Origin of the sequence: Oceanobacillus timonensis (assembly GCF_900166635.1) — a bacterium.
Classification (GTDB): Bacteria; Bacillota; Bacilli; order Bacillales; family Amphibacillaceae; genus Oceanobacillus; species Oceanobacillus timonensis.
This window is the reverse complement of the sequence record NZ_LT800497.1, coordinates 2,757,961-2,772,763: the sequence shown is the minus strand read 5'-3', so window position 1 is coordinate 2,772,763 and position 14,803 is coordinate 2,757,961. Positions and strand designations below refer to the sequence as shown.

Genomic DNA, 14,803 nt, shown 5'->3' with positions numbered 1-14,803 from the left:
ATTATGAGCGTTAAAGAAATCAAGAAGATGGAAAACAATATCCAATTTCACATACTTCCAAATAAAAAGCATAAAACAATTACCTTTGCAGTGAAATTCCGTGCTCCGTTAGAAAGGGAGACTATCACGAAACGGGCGTTACTTCCTTATATTTTAAAACAAGGAACTGCTTCGTTTCCAACACGTAAAGAACTGCAGGAAGAATTAGCAGAACTGTATGGTTCAGTCATATCTATCGGCGGATCTAAAAAAGGAGAAAGTCATATATTGACGTTTTACTTAGAAGTGCCGAATGCAAAGTTTCTCCCGGAAAGTGATTCTCTAATGGAACGGGCTGCTGGGTTACTGCATGAAATGATTTATCAACCGCATCAGGAAGGTAATGGCTTTTCCCAGAAGGTGTTTGAGAGAGAAAAAGAGACGCTGCGTCAAAATATACATTCCATTAAGGATAATAAGGCCAGCTATGCCAATATGCGATTAATTGATGAAATGTGTGGTGATGAGGCATACAGCATTCATGCACAGGGCTATGAAGAAGACCTGTCCACACTCTCAAATGACGCATTGTTCACATATTTTGAAAATGTCCGTACAGAAGATGCCATGGATGTTTATGTGAGCGGTGATTTCGAAGCAGAACAGATGTTGAACCTATTAACCCAACAGTTTAAACGTTCTGGAAACCAAAAGGACATAGCACCTGCTGATGAAGATATATCGAAGCAGGTAGAAAACGGAAAAGAAGTCGTTGAGAAAGACCAGATTCAACAGGCAAAATTAAATATTGGCTATCGGACCAATATTCTTTACCGGGATGAAAAATACCCGGCTTTGCAGGTTTTTAATGCCCTCTTTGGCGGTTTTCCAAGTTCAAAATTATTTATTAATGTAAGAGAGAAAAATAGCCTTGCTTATACAGTGGCATCCCGTATAGAAAGCCATAAAGGTTTGTTATTTGTGATGAGCGGTATTGCACCGGCAGACTATGAGAAAGCACTGTCGATTATTCGCGAGCAGATGGAAGCCATGAAAAACGGGGATTTTACAGAAGAAGAATTAGAGGAAACGAAGCAGCTTATCATTAACCAGTTACAAGAGACGCTGGATCATGCACAGGGAATCATTGAATTAATGTATCAGCAAGTGGTCGGGCAGAAAGAAATGACCATGGATGAACTGTTTGCAGGCATCCAGCAGGTAACCAAAGAGCAGGTTATTGATGTAGCGGAGCAAGTGCAGGAAGACATGGTTTATCTATTAACAAGTGAAGGAGGAGCAGCTCATGAATAAGCAGTATTTTGAAACAGTGGACGAAACATTATATGAAAAAAAACTGGATAATGGATTGCAGGTTTGTTTGTTGCCAAAACCAGAGCTGACAAAAACATACGGTGTTTTTATGACCAATTATGGCTCGGTTGATCGCAGCTTTGTACCTATTGGCCAAAATGAGCCAATTACGGTACCGGATGGAATTGCACATTTCTTGGAGCATAAATTATTTGAGAAAGAAGACCGTGATGTTTTTACAGATTTTACGAAACAGGCAGCTTCTCCGAATGCATTTACTTCGTTTACAGAGACAGCTTATTTATTTTCAGCAACAAGTAATATTGAAAAAAATGTTTTAACATTGATTGATTTTGTACAGGATCCGTATTTCTCGGAACAGTCGGTTGAAAAGGAAAAAGGTATTATCGCCCAGGAAATTAATATGTATGATGATCAGCCGGATTGGCGCCTGTTCATGGGAACGAATAAGGCATTGTTCCATCATCATCCTGTCAATATCGATATTGCCGGTACGGTGGATTCGATTTATACGATTACAAAAGATGACCTGTATACCTGTTACCATACTTTTTACCATCCGGAAAATATGATTTTATTTGTAACGGGAAATGTTGATCCGGAGCAGATGATGGATATCATTATCCAAAACCAGGAAAAAAAATCATTTGATAAATTAGAGGATATACAGCGTGAATTCCCGGAAGAACCGAATCAGGTAAAAGAGAAAGAATTAAAAATAAACATGCCGGTGTCGATACCAAAATGTTCAGTAGGTATTAAAGAGCCGAAACAGCAGCTTCAAGGAGATGCTTATCTAAAACGTGATTTATTAACAGATATCGTACTCGATTATTTCTTTTCCACCGGGGGCGACTTTTACCAAGAATTATACGATGCTGATTTAATTGATAACAGTTTCTTTTTCGAAAGTAATTTGCAATCGTCCTTTGGGTATGTTGCCATTGGTTCCAATACCAAACATCCGGAACAATTTGCTTCCAGGGTACAGGAAATGCTGTTGTCAACAAAGGATATGGAAATCAGTGAAGCGGCTTTCGAACGGATGAAAAAGAAAAAAATGGGGGAGATACTCCGTGCCATGAACTCGTTAGAATTTATTGCCAATCAATTTGCTACATTAGCTTTTAAGCATGTGAATTTACTGGATATCGTGCCATTTATCCAAAAACTGACAGTTCAGGATGTCAATGCATTTTTAAGTACGTGGATTGAAGAAGAACGTCTGGCAACTTGTACGATTCAAAAAGAAACGGTGGAAGAATGAAGAAAACCATCCTTTTAATGGGGGCCAGTGGTGATATCGGATCCGCTATTGCCAAAAAATTGATGGCAGACGGATACCAGCTTATCCTGCATTATCATTCCAATCAGGCACCAATTGAAGCGTTGATGCAATCGGATCGTCATAACGCTATTGTAGCTGCTTATCAGGTGAATGTAGCAGATGAAACAGAAGTGCATGCTTTTATCCAAGCTGTATCTATATCTGTAGATGGAATTGTCTTCGCAGGTGGTCAAGCTTATTATGGTCTGTTTCAGGATATGAAGCCAGAAGAAATGGATGCCTTATTACAAGTACATGTGAAGTCACCCTGGCTGATTACACATCATTTTTTACCCGATATGATTCGCAGGCAGCAGGGGAGTATTGTATTTGTTACAAGTATGTGGGGAGACTACGGGGCAAGTAATGAAGTAGTCTACTCCAGTGTCAAAGGAGCCCAAAATATATTTGTGAAGGCTTTGGCAAAAGAAGTGGCTGTATCAAATATTCAGGTGAATGCAGTAAGTCCCGGTTTCATCGATACGAAAATGAATGCTCATTTATCTGCGGAAGAAGCAGCGGTCTTTATTGAAGAAATCCCTGAAAACCGCGCTGGCCGTCCGGAAGAGGTAGCCAATGCTGTCAGTTATTTATTGGGTGACGAATCCAGTTATATCCAGGGTGAAATTATTCATATTAACGGCGGATTATAATGGAGAAAGGACATGTATAAATTCTGTCATTCCTCAAATACTATAGGTGCTTTAAAATAGTTGCATCTCGGTTACCTGGGACAGCAGCAGGCAAGTGATCATGATGCTTCATTTGCTAAGAATATGTTTGAGGAGGCATGTCCTGATGTCAGTATTAGATAACTTTGATTCATGGAAAGGGTTTTTAAAAGGACGTTTGCAGCAGGCTGAAGAAAATGGTATTAATCACGATACCCTGACAAATTTGGCAGCGGAAGTCGGCGATTATCTGGCTGAGAGTGTGGATGCGAAAACACCAGAAGAAGAAGTACTGAAAGCTTTATGGAGTACAGCTTCGGAGGAAGAGCAACAAGCGCTTGCCAGCACCATGATAAAACTTGTCCAAAAACATGATTAAATAATGAATAAGAGGGAAAGAAGCTGTATAGTATGTTCTATATAGCTTCTTTTCTGATTTTAAAAAACTTCAAAAAATGAATGGTGAAAAAGGGATTAGTAGTTTAGGAAATATCGAAAAAATGGTATATTATAATAGAAGGTTCATTTTTTCGATATGATGGTACATAGTACGACATGTTAAGTTGCCTGATTTGAATAATTCTTTCTAAAATACGTGTTCAATAAGATGTCCAAGTGTCGGCAGCTGTTTGAACATTCTCTAAAAGGAGCTTACTATGGATAGAACTGAATGGTACTTAGAATATGAAAATTTAAAAAACCGTCCGGGCTTATTGGGTGAAATCTCTTCTTTGCTCGGGATGCTGACAATTAATATTATTATGATTAATGGCGTCGAAAATTCCCGCAGAGCAATGCTGATTCTATCTAAGCATGATGAGAATATCGTAAGGCTGAAATACATTTTAGAAACAATGGATGCCATTAAAGTACACAAGCTTCGCAAGCCTAAATTGCGTGATAAAATTACCGTTCGTCATGGGAAATTTATCCACCATGATAACGATAATCGGAAAACCATCCGTTTTGTGCGGGATGAGCTTGGCCTTTTAGTTGACTTTATGGCTGAATTATTTAAAGTGGAAGGGCATAAACTTATTGGGATACGGGGAATGCCCAGAGTAGGAAAAACGGAATCTGTTGTTGCAGCAAGCGTCAGTGCTAATAAGCGATGGCTGTTTGTATCCAGCACCATGATTAAACAGACAGTCCGCAAAAGCTTAATAGAAGGAGAATATGATTCGGACAATATTTACATTATCGACGGGATTGTCTCTAAAAGAAAAATGGATGAAGAGGAGCATTGGCGGCTTATCAGAGAAATTATGCAGCTTCCGGCTGTGAAAGTGATTGAACATCCGGATATTTTTGTTCAATCTACCGGATACAGCTTGGAAGATTTTGATTACATTATTGAACTTAGAACACATGAAGGTCAGGAAATCACTTACGAAACAGTGGAAAATGAAGGATTGCCTCAAGATGGATTCTCTATGTTTTAATCAAAAAGGTGGAAGGTGTTTTAAATGGATGTTGGTGAAAAACTAAAAGAAGCACGGCTGGAGAAGGATATTTCTTTGGACAGCCTGCAGGAGAAAACAAAAATTCAAAAAAGGTACCTGGTTGCAATTGAAGAAGGGAATTTTGATATTCTTCCAGGGAAGTTCTACACGCGTGCATTTATTAAAGAATATGCATCTGCTGTAGGAATTGATCCGGACGATATTATGACTGATCATAAAGAAGAACTTCCGGAAACAGAAGAAGAGAATGTCCAATACAGCAGGATTCAGCGGACCAGAAAAGAGAGCAGATCAGATAAAGAATCACGGTCGTTATCTCTTATTCCGACGGTAACAGTCGTGTTATTAATGATCGCTATCGTTGCAGTAGCTATATTTTTCCTGAGTCAAAATTCATCATCGCCAAGTGACGGGGAACCGGCGGAAGATAGCAATAGTAACGATGGCGGTATGATTATTGATGATTCCGGTGAAGAAGGCGGAAACGATGATGCAGATACTGCTGAAGATGCGGAAGAAGGAACAGAAGATGGAGCGGAAGAAGCGGACGGGGAAACAGAAGAAAATGGAGAAGTCTCCGTTGAGGTTGTTGAAGAAGGAACAGGTAATTCCCCGACGTCTGTGCTTGAAGTAACCAATATCAGTGACAGCACAACATTGACATTGGAATCTGCAGATGATGAACAGAACAGCTGGTTGGAAGTAACTGGTTCTGATGATGAATATTTATTCAACGGTAATTTTGATGCAGATTCAGACCCGGTGGAGATTGAGTTGGCGGAAGAAGATACCATTTCTTTAAATATAGGCAACTCATCCGCAGTGACTGTTTCTATTGATGGAACAGACATAGAATATCCTACTTCTGCGGTTCATCAGCGCATCGATTTGCAGATGAGTGATGAATCATAAATGATGTAAGAAATAAACCCTCCTTTTACTGGGAGGGTTTCCTTCTTGCACATTAGCATATGTAAATGCGAACGTATTGGAAAAACTGCCTATGCGGGTTTTTCTTAAATTATTGGAGGGTGTAAAATGAATTTACCAAATAAGTTAACTTTTACCCGTGTTTTAATGATACCTGTTTTTATTATACTGATGAGCGTACCATTTTCATGGGGAAGCTGGGAGATAGGCGATGCAACATTACCTGTTGCCCACTTTGCTGCAGCTCTTCTATTTATAATTGCTGCAGGCACAGACTGGGTAGACGGCTACTATGCAAGAAAATATAATCTGGTAACCAATTTAGGGAAGTTTATGGATCCTTTAGCAGATAAACTGCTTGTGTCGGCTGCTTTGATTTTATTAGTAGAAATTGAACTTGCTCCGGCATGGGTTGTCATTATTATTATCAGCAGGGAGCTGGCAGTTACCGGATTAAGACTCGTGGCAGCTGGAGAAGGAACAGTTATGGCTGCCGGAAGTATGGGGAAATTGAAAACAGCAACACAAATGGTTGCCATTGCTTCTTTGTTGCTTCATAATTTTCCATTTTCTTATATAAGCTTTCCGTTTGGCACAATCATGTTATATATTTCTTTAGTATTCACCATTATTTCCGGAGTGGATTACTTTGTTAAAAACTGGCATATAATGAGGGATTCAAAATGACAAAAAATTATCAAGCAGAAATCGTTGCGGTAGGTACAGAATTATTATTAGGACAAATAGCAAATACAAATGCAGAGTGGCTGTCAGAGCAATTAGCTGCTTATGGCATTAATGTGTATAACCATACGGTGGTTGGAGATAACCTGGATCGTGTAGAGGAGGCTTTCCGTCTCGCGCAATCACGTTCAGATATTGTGATTGTCACCGGTGGATTAGGGCCGACAGAAGATGACATGACACGGGAAGGCTTTGTACAATTAACAGACCTTCCCCTGGTAGAAGATAAAATAACCATGGATAAAATAGAAAGTTACTACCAAGCGCGTAATCGTACGATGACACCGAATAATCGAAAGCAGGCCCGCGTTTTTGAAGGAGCCCGTGTGTTAAAAAATAACGCTGGCATGGCGCCGGGAATGTATGTGGATTATCAGGGTACACATTGGTTCTTTCTGCCGGGTGTTCCTCGGGAAATGAAGCAGATTTCTGTTGAGGAGCTGTTTCCATTTTTAGAAAGTCTGACCGGGAAGCAGCAGGTCATTCAATCCACGGTGTTGAAATTTATCGGGATTGGGGAATCAAATTTAGAGCATGAATTAACCGATATGATTCATGAACAAACAAATCCGACGATTGCTCCGCTTGCGCAAGATCAAGGTGTTGTTATCCGGGTTACAGCAAGTGCTTCATCCAAGGAAGAAGCTCAAAAGCTTGTTGCTGATAAGAAGCAGGAAATTTTAGCACGTGTTGGGGAGTATTGTTTTGGGGAAGATGAACAGACAATCGAAAACAAAGTGATTGAGCTATTAACAGAACAGAACAAAACAATTGGTGCTGCAGAAAGTCTAACGGGGGGACTGTTTTCTAGTAATCTCGTATCTGCCGCGGGAGCTTCGAATGTATTTGCTGGAAGCTTCATTACGTATCAGACAGCTGCGAAATCGTCTTTATTGGATTTATCAGCGGAATGGATTTCGAAATATGGTGTTGTGAGTAAGGAATGTGCAGAAGCGATGGCCGAACAAACTGCTTTGAAACTGCAGACGCCGATGGCTATTTCTTTTACGGGAGTGGCCGGACCTGATAAACAGGAGGGAAAACCCGTCGGACAAGTTTATATTGCTATTTGTGATGCGGGTGAAATCGTAGAATCAAACGCTATTCTTTTATCAGGAAATCGCAATAACATCCGTGAGAGAGCTGCTTTAAAAGGCTTTGAATTATTATATCACTATTTAAAAAAATAATTGGTAATGCATTTTAATGATTCAATGTTATCCCGGTGCATAAAATTGCTTTTTCAGAGTAATGGAGCATATAATTTTAAATTTTGAGCAGAAAATCCTCTCGAAAATACAAGAACATTTATTCGTCTTTTTACTTGTTAAATCTAAAAAATCATTGTATGATAGATACAGATAGATAAAGGAGGTAATTTTCGGTGAGTGATAAACAACAAGCTTTAGATACGGCTTTAAGACAAATAGAGAAGCAATTTGGTAAAGGTTCCATTATGAAAATGGGGGAGAATGAAATACCAAAGATTGCCACGATTCCAAGCGGTTCACTGGCTTTGGATGTTTCGCTCGGAATTGGCGGTTATCCAAGAGGAAGAGTAGTAGAGATATATGGTCCGGAATCTTCCGGTAAAACTACGGTCGCGCTTCATGCGATTGCAGAAGCTCAGAAGCAGGGCGGGCAGGCTGCTTTTATTGATGCCGAGCATGCACTTGACCCTGTTTATGCACGCGCACTTGGCGTGAATATAGATGAACTTTTATTATCACAGCCGGATACAGGAGAACAGGCTTTAGAGATTGCTGAAGCACTTGTACGAAGCGGTGCAGTAGATATTATTGTTGTCGATTCTGTGGCAGCACTTGTGCCAAAAGCAGAGATTGAAGGAGAGATGGGGGATTCCCATGTCGGCTTGCAGGCCAGATTAATGTCACAGGCGCTCCGTAAATTGTCAGGAGCTATCAATAAATCCAATACAACAGCTGTTTTCATCAACCAAATCCGTGAAAAAGTAGGCGTAATGTTCGGAAATCCGGAAACAACTCCTGGCGGCCGGGCTTTAAAATTCTATTCTTCTGTGCGCTTGGAAGTTCGCCGTGCTGAAACGCTTAAAGTCGGCAATGAGATGGTAGGAAACAAAGCCCGTATTAAGGTTGTAAAAAATAAAGTAGCACCTCCATTCAAACAGGCGGAAGTAGATATTATGTATGGTAAGGGTATTTCCAAAGAAGGGGAAGTCCTGGATGTCGGGACAGATTTGGATATTGTTCAAAAAAGCGGCGCCTGGTATTCTTATAATGGAGACCGCTTAGGTCAGGGAAGAGAGAATGCAAAACAATTCCTGAAAGAAAATATAGAAACATTTAAAGAAATCAATACAGCTATCCGCGACCATTATGAACTGGACAAAGAACCGGAACAAAATGAAGAAAAATCTCAAGAAGAACAGGAAAGCATGGATCTTTAATGTTTTAAAAACCATAGTCATTGCACTATGGTTTTTTACATATGGTTTCATCGCAGTGTAATTGGCTGGGACTGGGGAATGCGCTTACTCGCCCCGGCGAAGAGCATTTGTAAGCCTCCTGCTTCAAGGGGCCACGAACATATTCTTTTCATATTTAGTAGGGGATAAAGCGAAACTCCCACTGAAGGAAGTTTCGTTTTTTTAAAATAATTCATCTATTTAATTGAGAATTGTTATCATTTATTGTATACTGAATGATAGCAGAAACATTAATGGATGAGAGCAGCGGTATAATGTCAAGCACTGATTTTTAAAAACCTACTTCATTCGTGCCAATACAGCTAAAAAAGGCAATAGGAAACTAAACCCACCCTAATTTGTTTACATTTTATACCATATAAACAAATTAATAGGTGAAAGAAAAAGGGCGATAAAAATCTATTTATGATTTTGTGGCATCCCTCCTTCTGGATGATAAATTTGGTTGTTCTTCAGCAGATAAAAGATCAACCGCACAAGTTTTCGAGCTGTAAGCGCAAGGGCACGTTTGTTGGCAAATTCTTTTGGTTCTTCCCGCTTTTTCGCATAGTACTGGGCAAAAACAGGGTCATGCACCCGAACACTGTTTGCGGCCTCAAAGAGGTAGTACTTGAGATAGCGGTTCCCCGATTGAATCAGCCGGGTTCGATTGGCAGTAAAATCACCGGATTGCGACTGGTTCCAGGCAATTCCGCCGAATTTAGCCAGCTGCTGCTGTTTTTGGAATTGATGAATGTCTACTTCGGCCAGGATACCAGAAGCGAAAATCGGACCAATTCCCGGGACTGTATCCAGCGTTTGTGGGATGGTTTCTAAATGATCCATAATGGCTTTTTTCAAGACCTTTAATTCCTGCTGAATAGCGCGAATAACCCGGATACTGGATGCCATCGCTAAGTTGACCGAATCTGCCATGGAGTCAGATAGCCGATAAGAAGACCGTGCTGCCTTTTTTAAGGAACGGGCAACGGCTTCGGGATCATCGAATCGATTTTTTCCATGGTGCACCAAAAAGGTAATGAGCTCGTCCAATGAGATATCAACGAGTTCTTCAACGGAAGTAAACTCTTCCATGACGGCCATGGACGTTACGCCGAGCGTGTTTTGTTTAAACGGTCCAGCGATGGTATAGTCGCTGAACTTTAAATACAGGTTTGTCAGGAGAAAGTTGCTCTCCCGTGTTAAATCCTGCATCAAATGATATCGTGCACGTGTCAGTCGCTGTAGAGCCATTTGTGGCTCGCTCCACGTATAAGGATGCGGTAAATTACCTGCACGAAGTTTTGCGGCAATATACCAGGCATCCACCCGGTCGTTTTTGGGAGCATCGAGAAAATTCGCTTTTTTGAATTCTTTGATAAGGCTAGGATTCAATGCGTAAACCAATTTATCTGATACGCCAAAGTCCAGGTGCTGCTGCAAATAGATAGCCGTGTGCGTCGAATAGCTTCCGGTGTGTTCCAGACCGAATAAAACCTGTTCAAACCCATGTTTTTTGACGAGTTTGGAAATACGGTCTTTCAATTCTTGAATGCCGGGACGATTGTTGGTAATGGTAAATCGGCTCAGAGGCCGTTTCACTTCGTCCCGGGTTAAGCAACAGACGACGTTATGCTTACTGCTTACGTCAATTCCGACGAACAAGGGAGAAGTCATAGGAATCACCTCCTTTGGTTTATGATGATGTAGCGCCTACGATGCTGAGATGTCCCTGGGAAACCTATGAACGACAGCCTTGCGAGCTATTGGAATACACCGGGAGTCAGCAGTGCATGAGCCTCCTTCTGCTTTGCGGGAGGGCTAACTGACCGGGAAACAGTCAACGTGTAGGTCTATAACACAGGGCCAGGGCAACACTCTCTAATTGGAAGACACCCAAGTGTTAGCTTGGGGCAACAGGAGAAATCGGAACAATCCCTTGGTAGGAACGCTACCTATGGCTATTTTCCCAAAGACAGCTCAGCATCGTAAACACTTTTGTTTGAGGGCTACCGCACTGTCGCTTGCTTCTTTCTAATTCGCGGTATGCTTGCCAAGGCAAGCATACGCTCATTACGAAGCTGCGCCCTCCAACAATAAATAAAATGACTAACTATTATTATTTAATTTTCAAGGTACAAGTGATGCCTAAAATCTATTAATTATTAGGCTTAAACATAATATACAAGGAGAATGCATTATGAAAATATACTGGACTAAAATAAATAAGATTATTGAGGAAGCCCCTGAGGTGAAAACATACTTGCTCGACTGTCCGGAAGGCTTCACATGGGAAGAAGGTGCCCATACTCACTTTGCATTTGAAGGTTTCAATGCCGGAGATAAACCAAACCGCAGTCTGATTCGGCATATGTCCATTTCCACTTTGCCGCATGAAAATTCAATCGGTATCACAACCCGGATTAGAGAGCAGTGCTCGGAATTTAAATCTATTTTAAGAAATATGGAAGTCGGTCATGAAGTGGCTATATTTAAAACACATTCGAATGTGCCGCTTAAAAGAGAAGACAGAAATGTGTATCTGCTGTCCTCGGGAGTTGGCCTGGCAACGTTCAGACCACTTGTGCTTGAGTATTTGGAACGTACTGATAACGTCAATCAGATTCATTCACTGAACATTGATTCATCCAGAGATTTCTTATTTACGCCTATTTTTGAATCTGCACCTGATAAAAAGTTCACATCACAGTTTGTTGATAACCGTAAAGACTACTATGAAGAAGTGAAAAATTTTGCCGCAGACAAAAATGGACTCTTCTATATTGTTGGTAGTGACGAATTCCTCACACAGAATATTGAAGTGTTGCGTGAGCAGGGCGTTAAGCCGGAACAAATTATGCTCGATAAACATGAACAGCAATTACCTGCATTTTTATCATTTGACTTGTCAAGTTAAACGAAAAACCATAGTTCGAGAACTATGGTTTTTTAATGAAAAAAATAGTTTTTCATCAAAACCAATCATGAAGCAAAAATGAATCTAATGTTAAACAACCCTCCGCCTCTGGTAACATATAAAAGTACCGCATTGATATCGTAGTGTTTTTCCGTAGCGGTCACACTAACCTGACAACATTGCTATGATTGCTCGCCCCGCCGAAAATCATTGCGATAACTCATTTCATCGAAGGGCTTTTGTAAGATTCCTGCTTCAACAAATAAAATCTGGTTTATCACCCTTCGATTTCATAACGAATATTATTTCCAATATATTATAATTTATATCGGGAGTTCCTTGACATTCCGGCGGGTGAGAATTAATATTAATAGTGTATAATTTTATAATTTACTTTATGAAATTACCTTTATTTGATGCATTTGAAAATGTGATATGCCGACAAATACGCAATTTACAATTTTATAGGCAATAGGAGGTGAAGTTATGAATACTGTGGTTATTATCATCTCCATTTTGCTTGCTTTAGTCGTCGTATTTGTTGTTGGTTATCTCGTACGTAAATCTATTGCAGAAGCTAAAATTTCTAGTGCGGAAACATTAGCGAAACAAATTGTGGACGAAGCACACAGAAATGCAGATACTGCTAAGAAAGAGGCGCTTCTGGAAGCAAAAGATGAGAATCATAAACTTCGGACCCAAGCCGAAGAAGAGATTCGTGAGCGTCGTGCGGAAGCTCAAAAACAAGAAAATCGTCTGATGCAAAAAGAAGAAAATCTGGACAGAAAAGGTGAAACATTAGACAAACGTGAAGTTCTGCTCGAACAAAAGGAACAAACGATAGTGGAACAACAACAACAAATTGAAGAAATGAAAAGCAAAGTGGAAGCTATGAAAGACGAGCAGCAAGCTGAGCTTGAGCGCATTTCAGGATATACAACCGAACAGGCGAGACAAGTTATTTTAGAGCGCATTGAAAAAGAAGTCCAGCATGAATCAGCTATTATGATTAAAGAAGCTGAAAATCGTGCAAATGAAGAAGCGGATAAGAAAGCGAAAGATATCTTGTCGCTTGCACTTCAAAGATGCGCAGCTGATCACGTTGCTGAAACAACGGTCTCTGTTGTGAATTTGCCAAATGATGAGATGAAAGGCCGTATTATCGGGAGAGAAGGACGAAATATCCGCACATTAGAAACGTTAACGGGAATTGATTTAATTATTGATGATACACCGGAAGCGGTTATATTATCCGGTTTTGATCCGATACGGCGTGAAATCGCACGCATGGCATTAGAAAGACTTGTACAGGATGGCAGAATTCACCCTGCACGTATTGAAGAGATGGTTGAAAAATCCAGACGTGATGTTGACGAGTATATACGTGAAGTGGGTGAGGAAACAACATTTGAAGTTGGAGTCCACGGGTTACATCCGGATCTTGTAAAGATTCTGGGTCGTTTAAAATATCGTACAAGTTACGGTCAAAATGTCTTGAAGCACTCAACCGAAGTTGCTTACTTGTCAGGACTGCTGGCAGCAGAATTAGGTGAAGATATTCATTTGGCCAGAAGAGCCGGCCTTCTCCATGATATCGGAAAAGCGATTGATCATGAAGTAGAAGGAAGTCACGTTGAAATCGGAAAAGAACTGGCAATGAAATACAATGAACATGAAGTTGTTGTTAATGCGATTGCTTCCCACCACGGAGATGAAGAGGCAACCTCTGTTATATCTGTGTTAGTTGCAGCTGCAGATGCACTTTCTGCCGCCAGACCGGGAGCTCGAAGTGAAACCCTTGAAAATTACATCAAGCGTTTAGAAAAACTGGAAGAGATATCTGAGTCGTTTGAAGGCGTAGAGAAGTCATTTGCCATTCAAGCCGGCCGTGAAATCCGTATCATGGTTCGTCCTGATGATATTGATGACATGGAATCATCGAGAATTGCTCGTGATATCAGAAAACGTATTGAAGGGGAGCTTGACTACCCTGGACATATTAAAATTACGGTTATTCGGGAAACAAGAGCAGTTGAATACGCGAAATAAAGCAAGGGCGACAGATGTCGCCTTTGCTTTTTAGATTAGAAACAAATATATATTGTTTCGTGCGCTGAGAAGAAAGGTTGGAAGAAATGAAAATTTTATTTATTGGTGATGTTGTAGGTTCTCCGGGAAGAGATATGGTTTCAGATTACCTGCCGAAATTAAAAGAAAAATATAAGCCGAATCTAACGATTATTAATGGAGAAAATGCAGCTGCCGGAAAAGGAATTACGGAAAAAATTTATAAACAATTTTTACAAGCCGGAGCACAGGTTATTACGATGGGCAATCATACCTGGGATAAGAAAGAAATTTTTGAGTTTATTGATCAGGCACCTGCGATGATTCGTCCGGCAAATTTCCCGGAGAATAATCCTGGTAAAGGCATAACCTACACAAATATTAATGGAAAAGAAGCAGCCGTGATTAATCTGCAAGGGAGAACCTTCCTTCCGCCGATTGATGATCCATTTGGAAAAGCAGATCAATTACTGGAGGAAGCGAAGAAACGAACCAATACGATTTTTGTTGATTTTCATGGGGAAGCAACAAGTGAGAAACAAGCTCTCGGCTGGTATTTAGACGGAAGAGTAACAGCTGTTGTCGGAACGCATACACATACGCAAACGGCAGACGAAAGAATATTGCCTGAAGGTACTGCATATATATCAGATGTGGGGATGACAGGACCGTATGATGCAATATTAGGTGTGGAGAAGGAGTCCGTTATTAAAAGATTCCAAACTTCTCTTCCAGTACGTTTTGAAATTGAAAAAAAGGGAAGAACACAACTAAATGGAGTATTCATTAGTACGGACGATTCGACTGGAAAAGCAGTAGCCATTGAAAGGATTCTTATTAATGATGATCACCCCTTCTTTGTGTAATATCTGTTATTGTACAGTCGGACACGGTATACATCTCCAGGAGAAATAGTAGCAATAA

13 protein-coding genes are annotated in these 14,803 nt (G+C 40.4%); 12 read left to right on the top strand and 1 reads right to left on the bottom strand.

Features of this window, described 5'->3' with window-relative positions; genetic code table 11:
- Positions 1 to 3 precede the first annotated feature (3 nt).
- The 9 genes from yfmF to recA all read left to right on the top strand — a co-directional run bounded on the left by yfmF (position 4) and on the right by recA (position 8,877).
- Entirely contained in the window at positions 4 to 1,293 is a 1,290-nt protein-coding gene (yfmF, locus tag B7E05_RS13585) for an EF-P 5-aminopentanol modification-associated protein YfmF (protein ID WP_080874704.1), read from the top strand.
- Positions 1,286 to 2,581, top strand: coding sequence for an EF-P 5-aminopentanol modification-associated protein YfmH (gene yfmH, locus B7E05_RS13580; RefSeq protein WP_080874703.1), 1,296 nt, complete (start codon positions 1,286 to 1,288; stop codon positions 2,579 to 2,581). The genes yfmF and yfmH overlap by 8 nt, the downstream gene beginning before the upstream one ends.
- Positions 2,578 to 3,294 (top strand): elongation factor P 5-aminopentanone reductase, encoded by a 717-nt coding sequence (gene ymfI, locus B7E05_RS13575; RefSeq protein WP_080874702.1) that lies wholly within the window; start codon positions 2,578 to 2,580, stop codon positions 3,292 to 3,294. The genes yfmH and ymfI overlap by 4 nt, the downstream gene beginning before the upstream one ends.
- 145 nt (positions 3,295 to 3,439) lie before the next feature.
- Positions 3,440 to 3,691 carry a DUF3243 domain-containing protein gene (locus tag B7E05_RS13570; RefSeq protein ID WP_080874701.1) on the top strand — a complete coding sequence of 84 codons (252 nt, stop codon included), beginning with the start codon at positions 3,440 to 3,442 and terminating at the stop codon, positions 3,689 to 3,691.
- Between the two features lie 277 nt (positions 3,692 to 3,968).
- The gene (locus B7E05_RS13565; RefSeq protein WP_080874700.1) at positions 3,969 to 4,754 is read left to right on the top strand and encodes a DUF3388 domain-containing protein; all 786 of its coding nucleotides are present in this window, start codon (positions 3,969 to 3,971) and stop codon (positions 4,752 to 4,754) included.
- 24 nt (positions 4,755 to 4,778) lie between these two features.
- The gene (locus B7E05_RS13560; RefSeq protein WP_080874699.1) at positions 4,779 to 5,687 is read left to right on the top strand and encodes a helix-turn-helix domain-containing protein; all 909 of its coding nucleotides are present in this window, start codon (positions 4,779 to 4,781) and stop codon (positions 5,685 to 5,687) included.
- A 126-nt stretch (positions 5,688 to 5,813) separates the two neighbouring features.
- Positions 5,814 to 6,392, top strand: coding sequence for a CDP-diacylglycerol--glycerol-3-phosphate 3-phosphatidyltransferase (pgsA, locus tag B7E05_RS13555; protein ID WP_080874698.1), 579 nt, complete (start codon positions 5,814 to 5,816; stop codon positions 6,390 to 6,392).
- On the top strand, positions 6,389 to 7,639 hold the full coding sequence (locus B7E05_RS13550) for a competence/damage-inducible protein A (protein ID WP_080874697.1): 1,251 nt from the start codon (positions 6,389 to 6,391) through the stop codon (positions 7,637 to 7,639). Before pgsA ends, B7E05_RS13550 begins: the two co-directional genes overlap by 4 nt.
- Before the next feature lie 194 nt (positions 7,640 to 7,833).
- Positions 7,834 to 8,877: a recombinase RecA gene (gene recA / locus B7E05_RS13545; RefSeq protein WP_080874696.1), complete on the top strand. Its 1,044-nt coding sequence runs from the start codon at positions 7,834 to 7,836 to the stop codon at positions 8,875 to 8,877.
- A gap of 438 nt (positions 8,878 to 9,315) precedes the next feature.
- Here the strand turns inward: recA and B7E05_RS13540 are convergent, their stop codons facing one another.
- Positions 9,316 to 10,572, bottom strand: a complete 1,257-nt coding sequence (locus tag B7E05_RS13540) for an IS110 family RNA-guided transposase (protein ID WP_080873567.1) — start codon at positions 10,570 to 10,572, stop codon at positions 9,316 to 9,318.
- A 523-nt stretch (positions 10,573 to 11,095) separates the two neighbouring features.
- On the opposite strand from B7E05_RS13540, the gene B7E05_RS13535 reads away from it, so the two are divergent.
- From B7E05_RS13535 to B7E05_RS13525, 3 genes are all read left to right on the top strand, one after another.
- A complete protein-coding gene (locus B7E05_RS13535; RefSeq protein ID WP_080874695.1) occupies positions 11,096 to 11,812 on the top strand; it encodes a dihydropteridine reductase in 717 nt (238 codons plus the stop codon).
- A gap of 486 nt (positions 11,813 to 12,298) precedes the next feature.
- A complete protein-coding gene (rny, locus tag B7E05_RS13530; protein ID WP_080874694.1) occupies positions 12,299 to 13,861 on the top strand; it encodes a ribonuclease Y in 1,563 nt (520 codons plus the stop codon).
- A gap of 86 nt (positions 13,862 to 13,947) precedes the next feature.
- On the top strand, positions 13,948 to 14,745 hold the full coding sequence (locus B7E05_RS13525) for a TIGR00282 family metallophosphoesterase (RefSeq protein WP_080874693.1): 798 nt from the start codon (positions 13,948 to 13,950) through the stop codon (positions 14,743 to 14,745).
- Positions 14,746 to 14,803: the final 58 nt, after the last annotated feature.

Coding starts and splice junctions, on each gene's coding strand:
- B7E05_RS13550 (WP_080874697.1), top strand. CDS start 6,389: ATGACAAAAAATTATCAAGCAGAAATCGTTGCGGTAGGTACAGAATTA.
- B7E05_RS13560 (WP_080874699.1), top strand. CDS start 4,779: ATGGATGTTGGTGAAAAACTAAAAGAAGCACGGCTGGAGAAGGATATT.
- rny (WP_080874694.1), top strand. CDS start 12,299: ATGAATACTGTGGTTATTATCATCTCCATTTTGCTTGCTTTAGTCGTC.
- B7E05_RS13535 (WP_080874695.1), top strand. CDS start 11,096: ATGAAAATATACTGGACTAAAATAAATAAGATTATTGAGGAAGCCCCT.
- pgsA (WP_080874698.1), top strand. CDS start 5,814: ATGAATTTACCAAATAAGTTAACTTTTACCCGTGTTTTAATGATACCT.
- ymfI (WP_080874702.1), top strand. CDS start 2,578: ATGAAGAAAACCATCCTTTTAATGGGGGCCAGTGGTGATATCGGATCC.
- B7E05_RS13565 (WP_080874700.1), top strand. CDS start 3,969: ATGGATAGAACTGAATGGTACTTAGAATATGAAAATTTAAAAAACCGT.
- yfmH (WP_080874703.1), top strand. CDS start 1,286: ATGAATAAGCAGTATTTTGAAACAGTGGACGAAACATTATATGAAAAA.
- yfmF (WP_080874704.1), top strand. CDS start 4: ATGAGCGTTAAAGAAATCAAGAAGATGGAAAACAATATCCAATTTCAC.
- B7E05_RS13525 (WP_080874693.1), top strand. CDS start 13,948: ATGAAAATTTTATTTATTGGTGATGTTGTAGGTTCTCCGGGAAGAGAT.
- B7E05_RS13540 (WP_080873567.1), bottom strand. CDS start 10,572: ATGACTTCTCCCTTGTTCGTCGGAATTGACGTAAGCAGTAAGCATAAC.
- B7E05_RS13570 (WP_080874701.1), top strand. CDS start 3,440: ATGTCAGTATTAGATAACTTTGATTCATGGAAAGGGTTTTTAAAAGGA.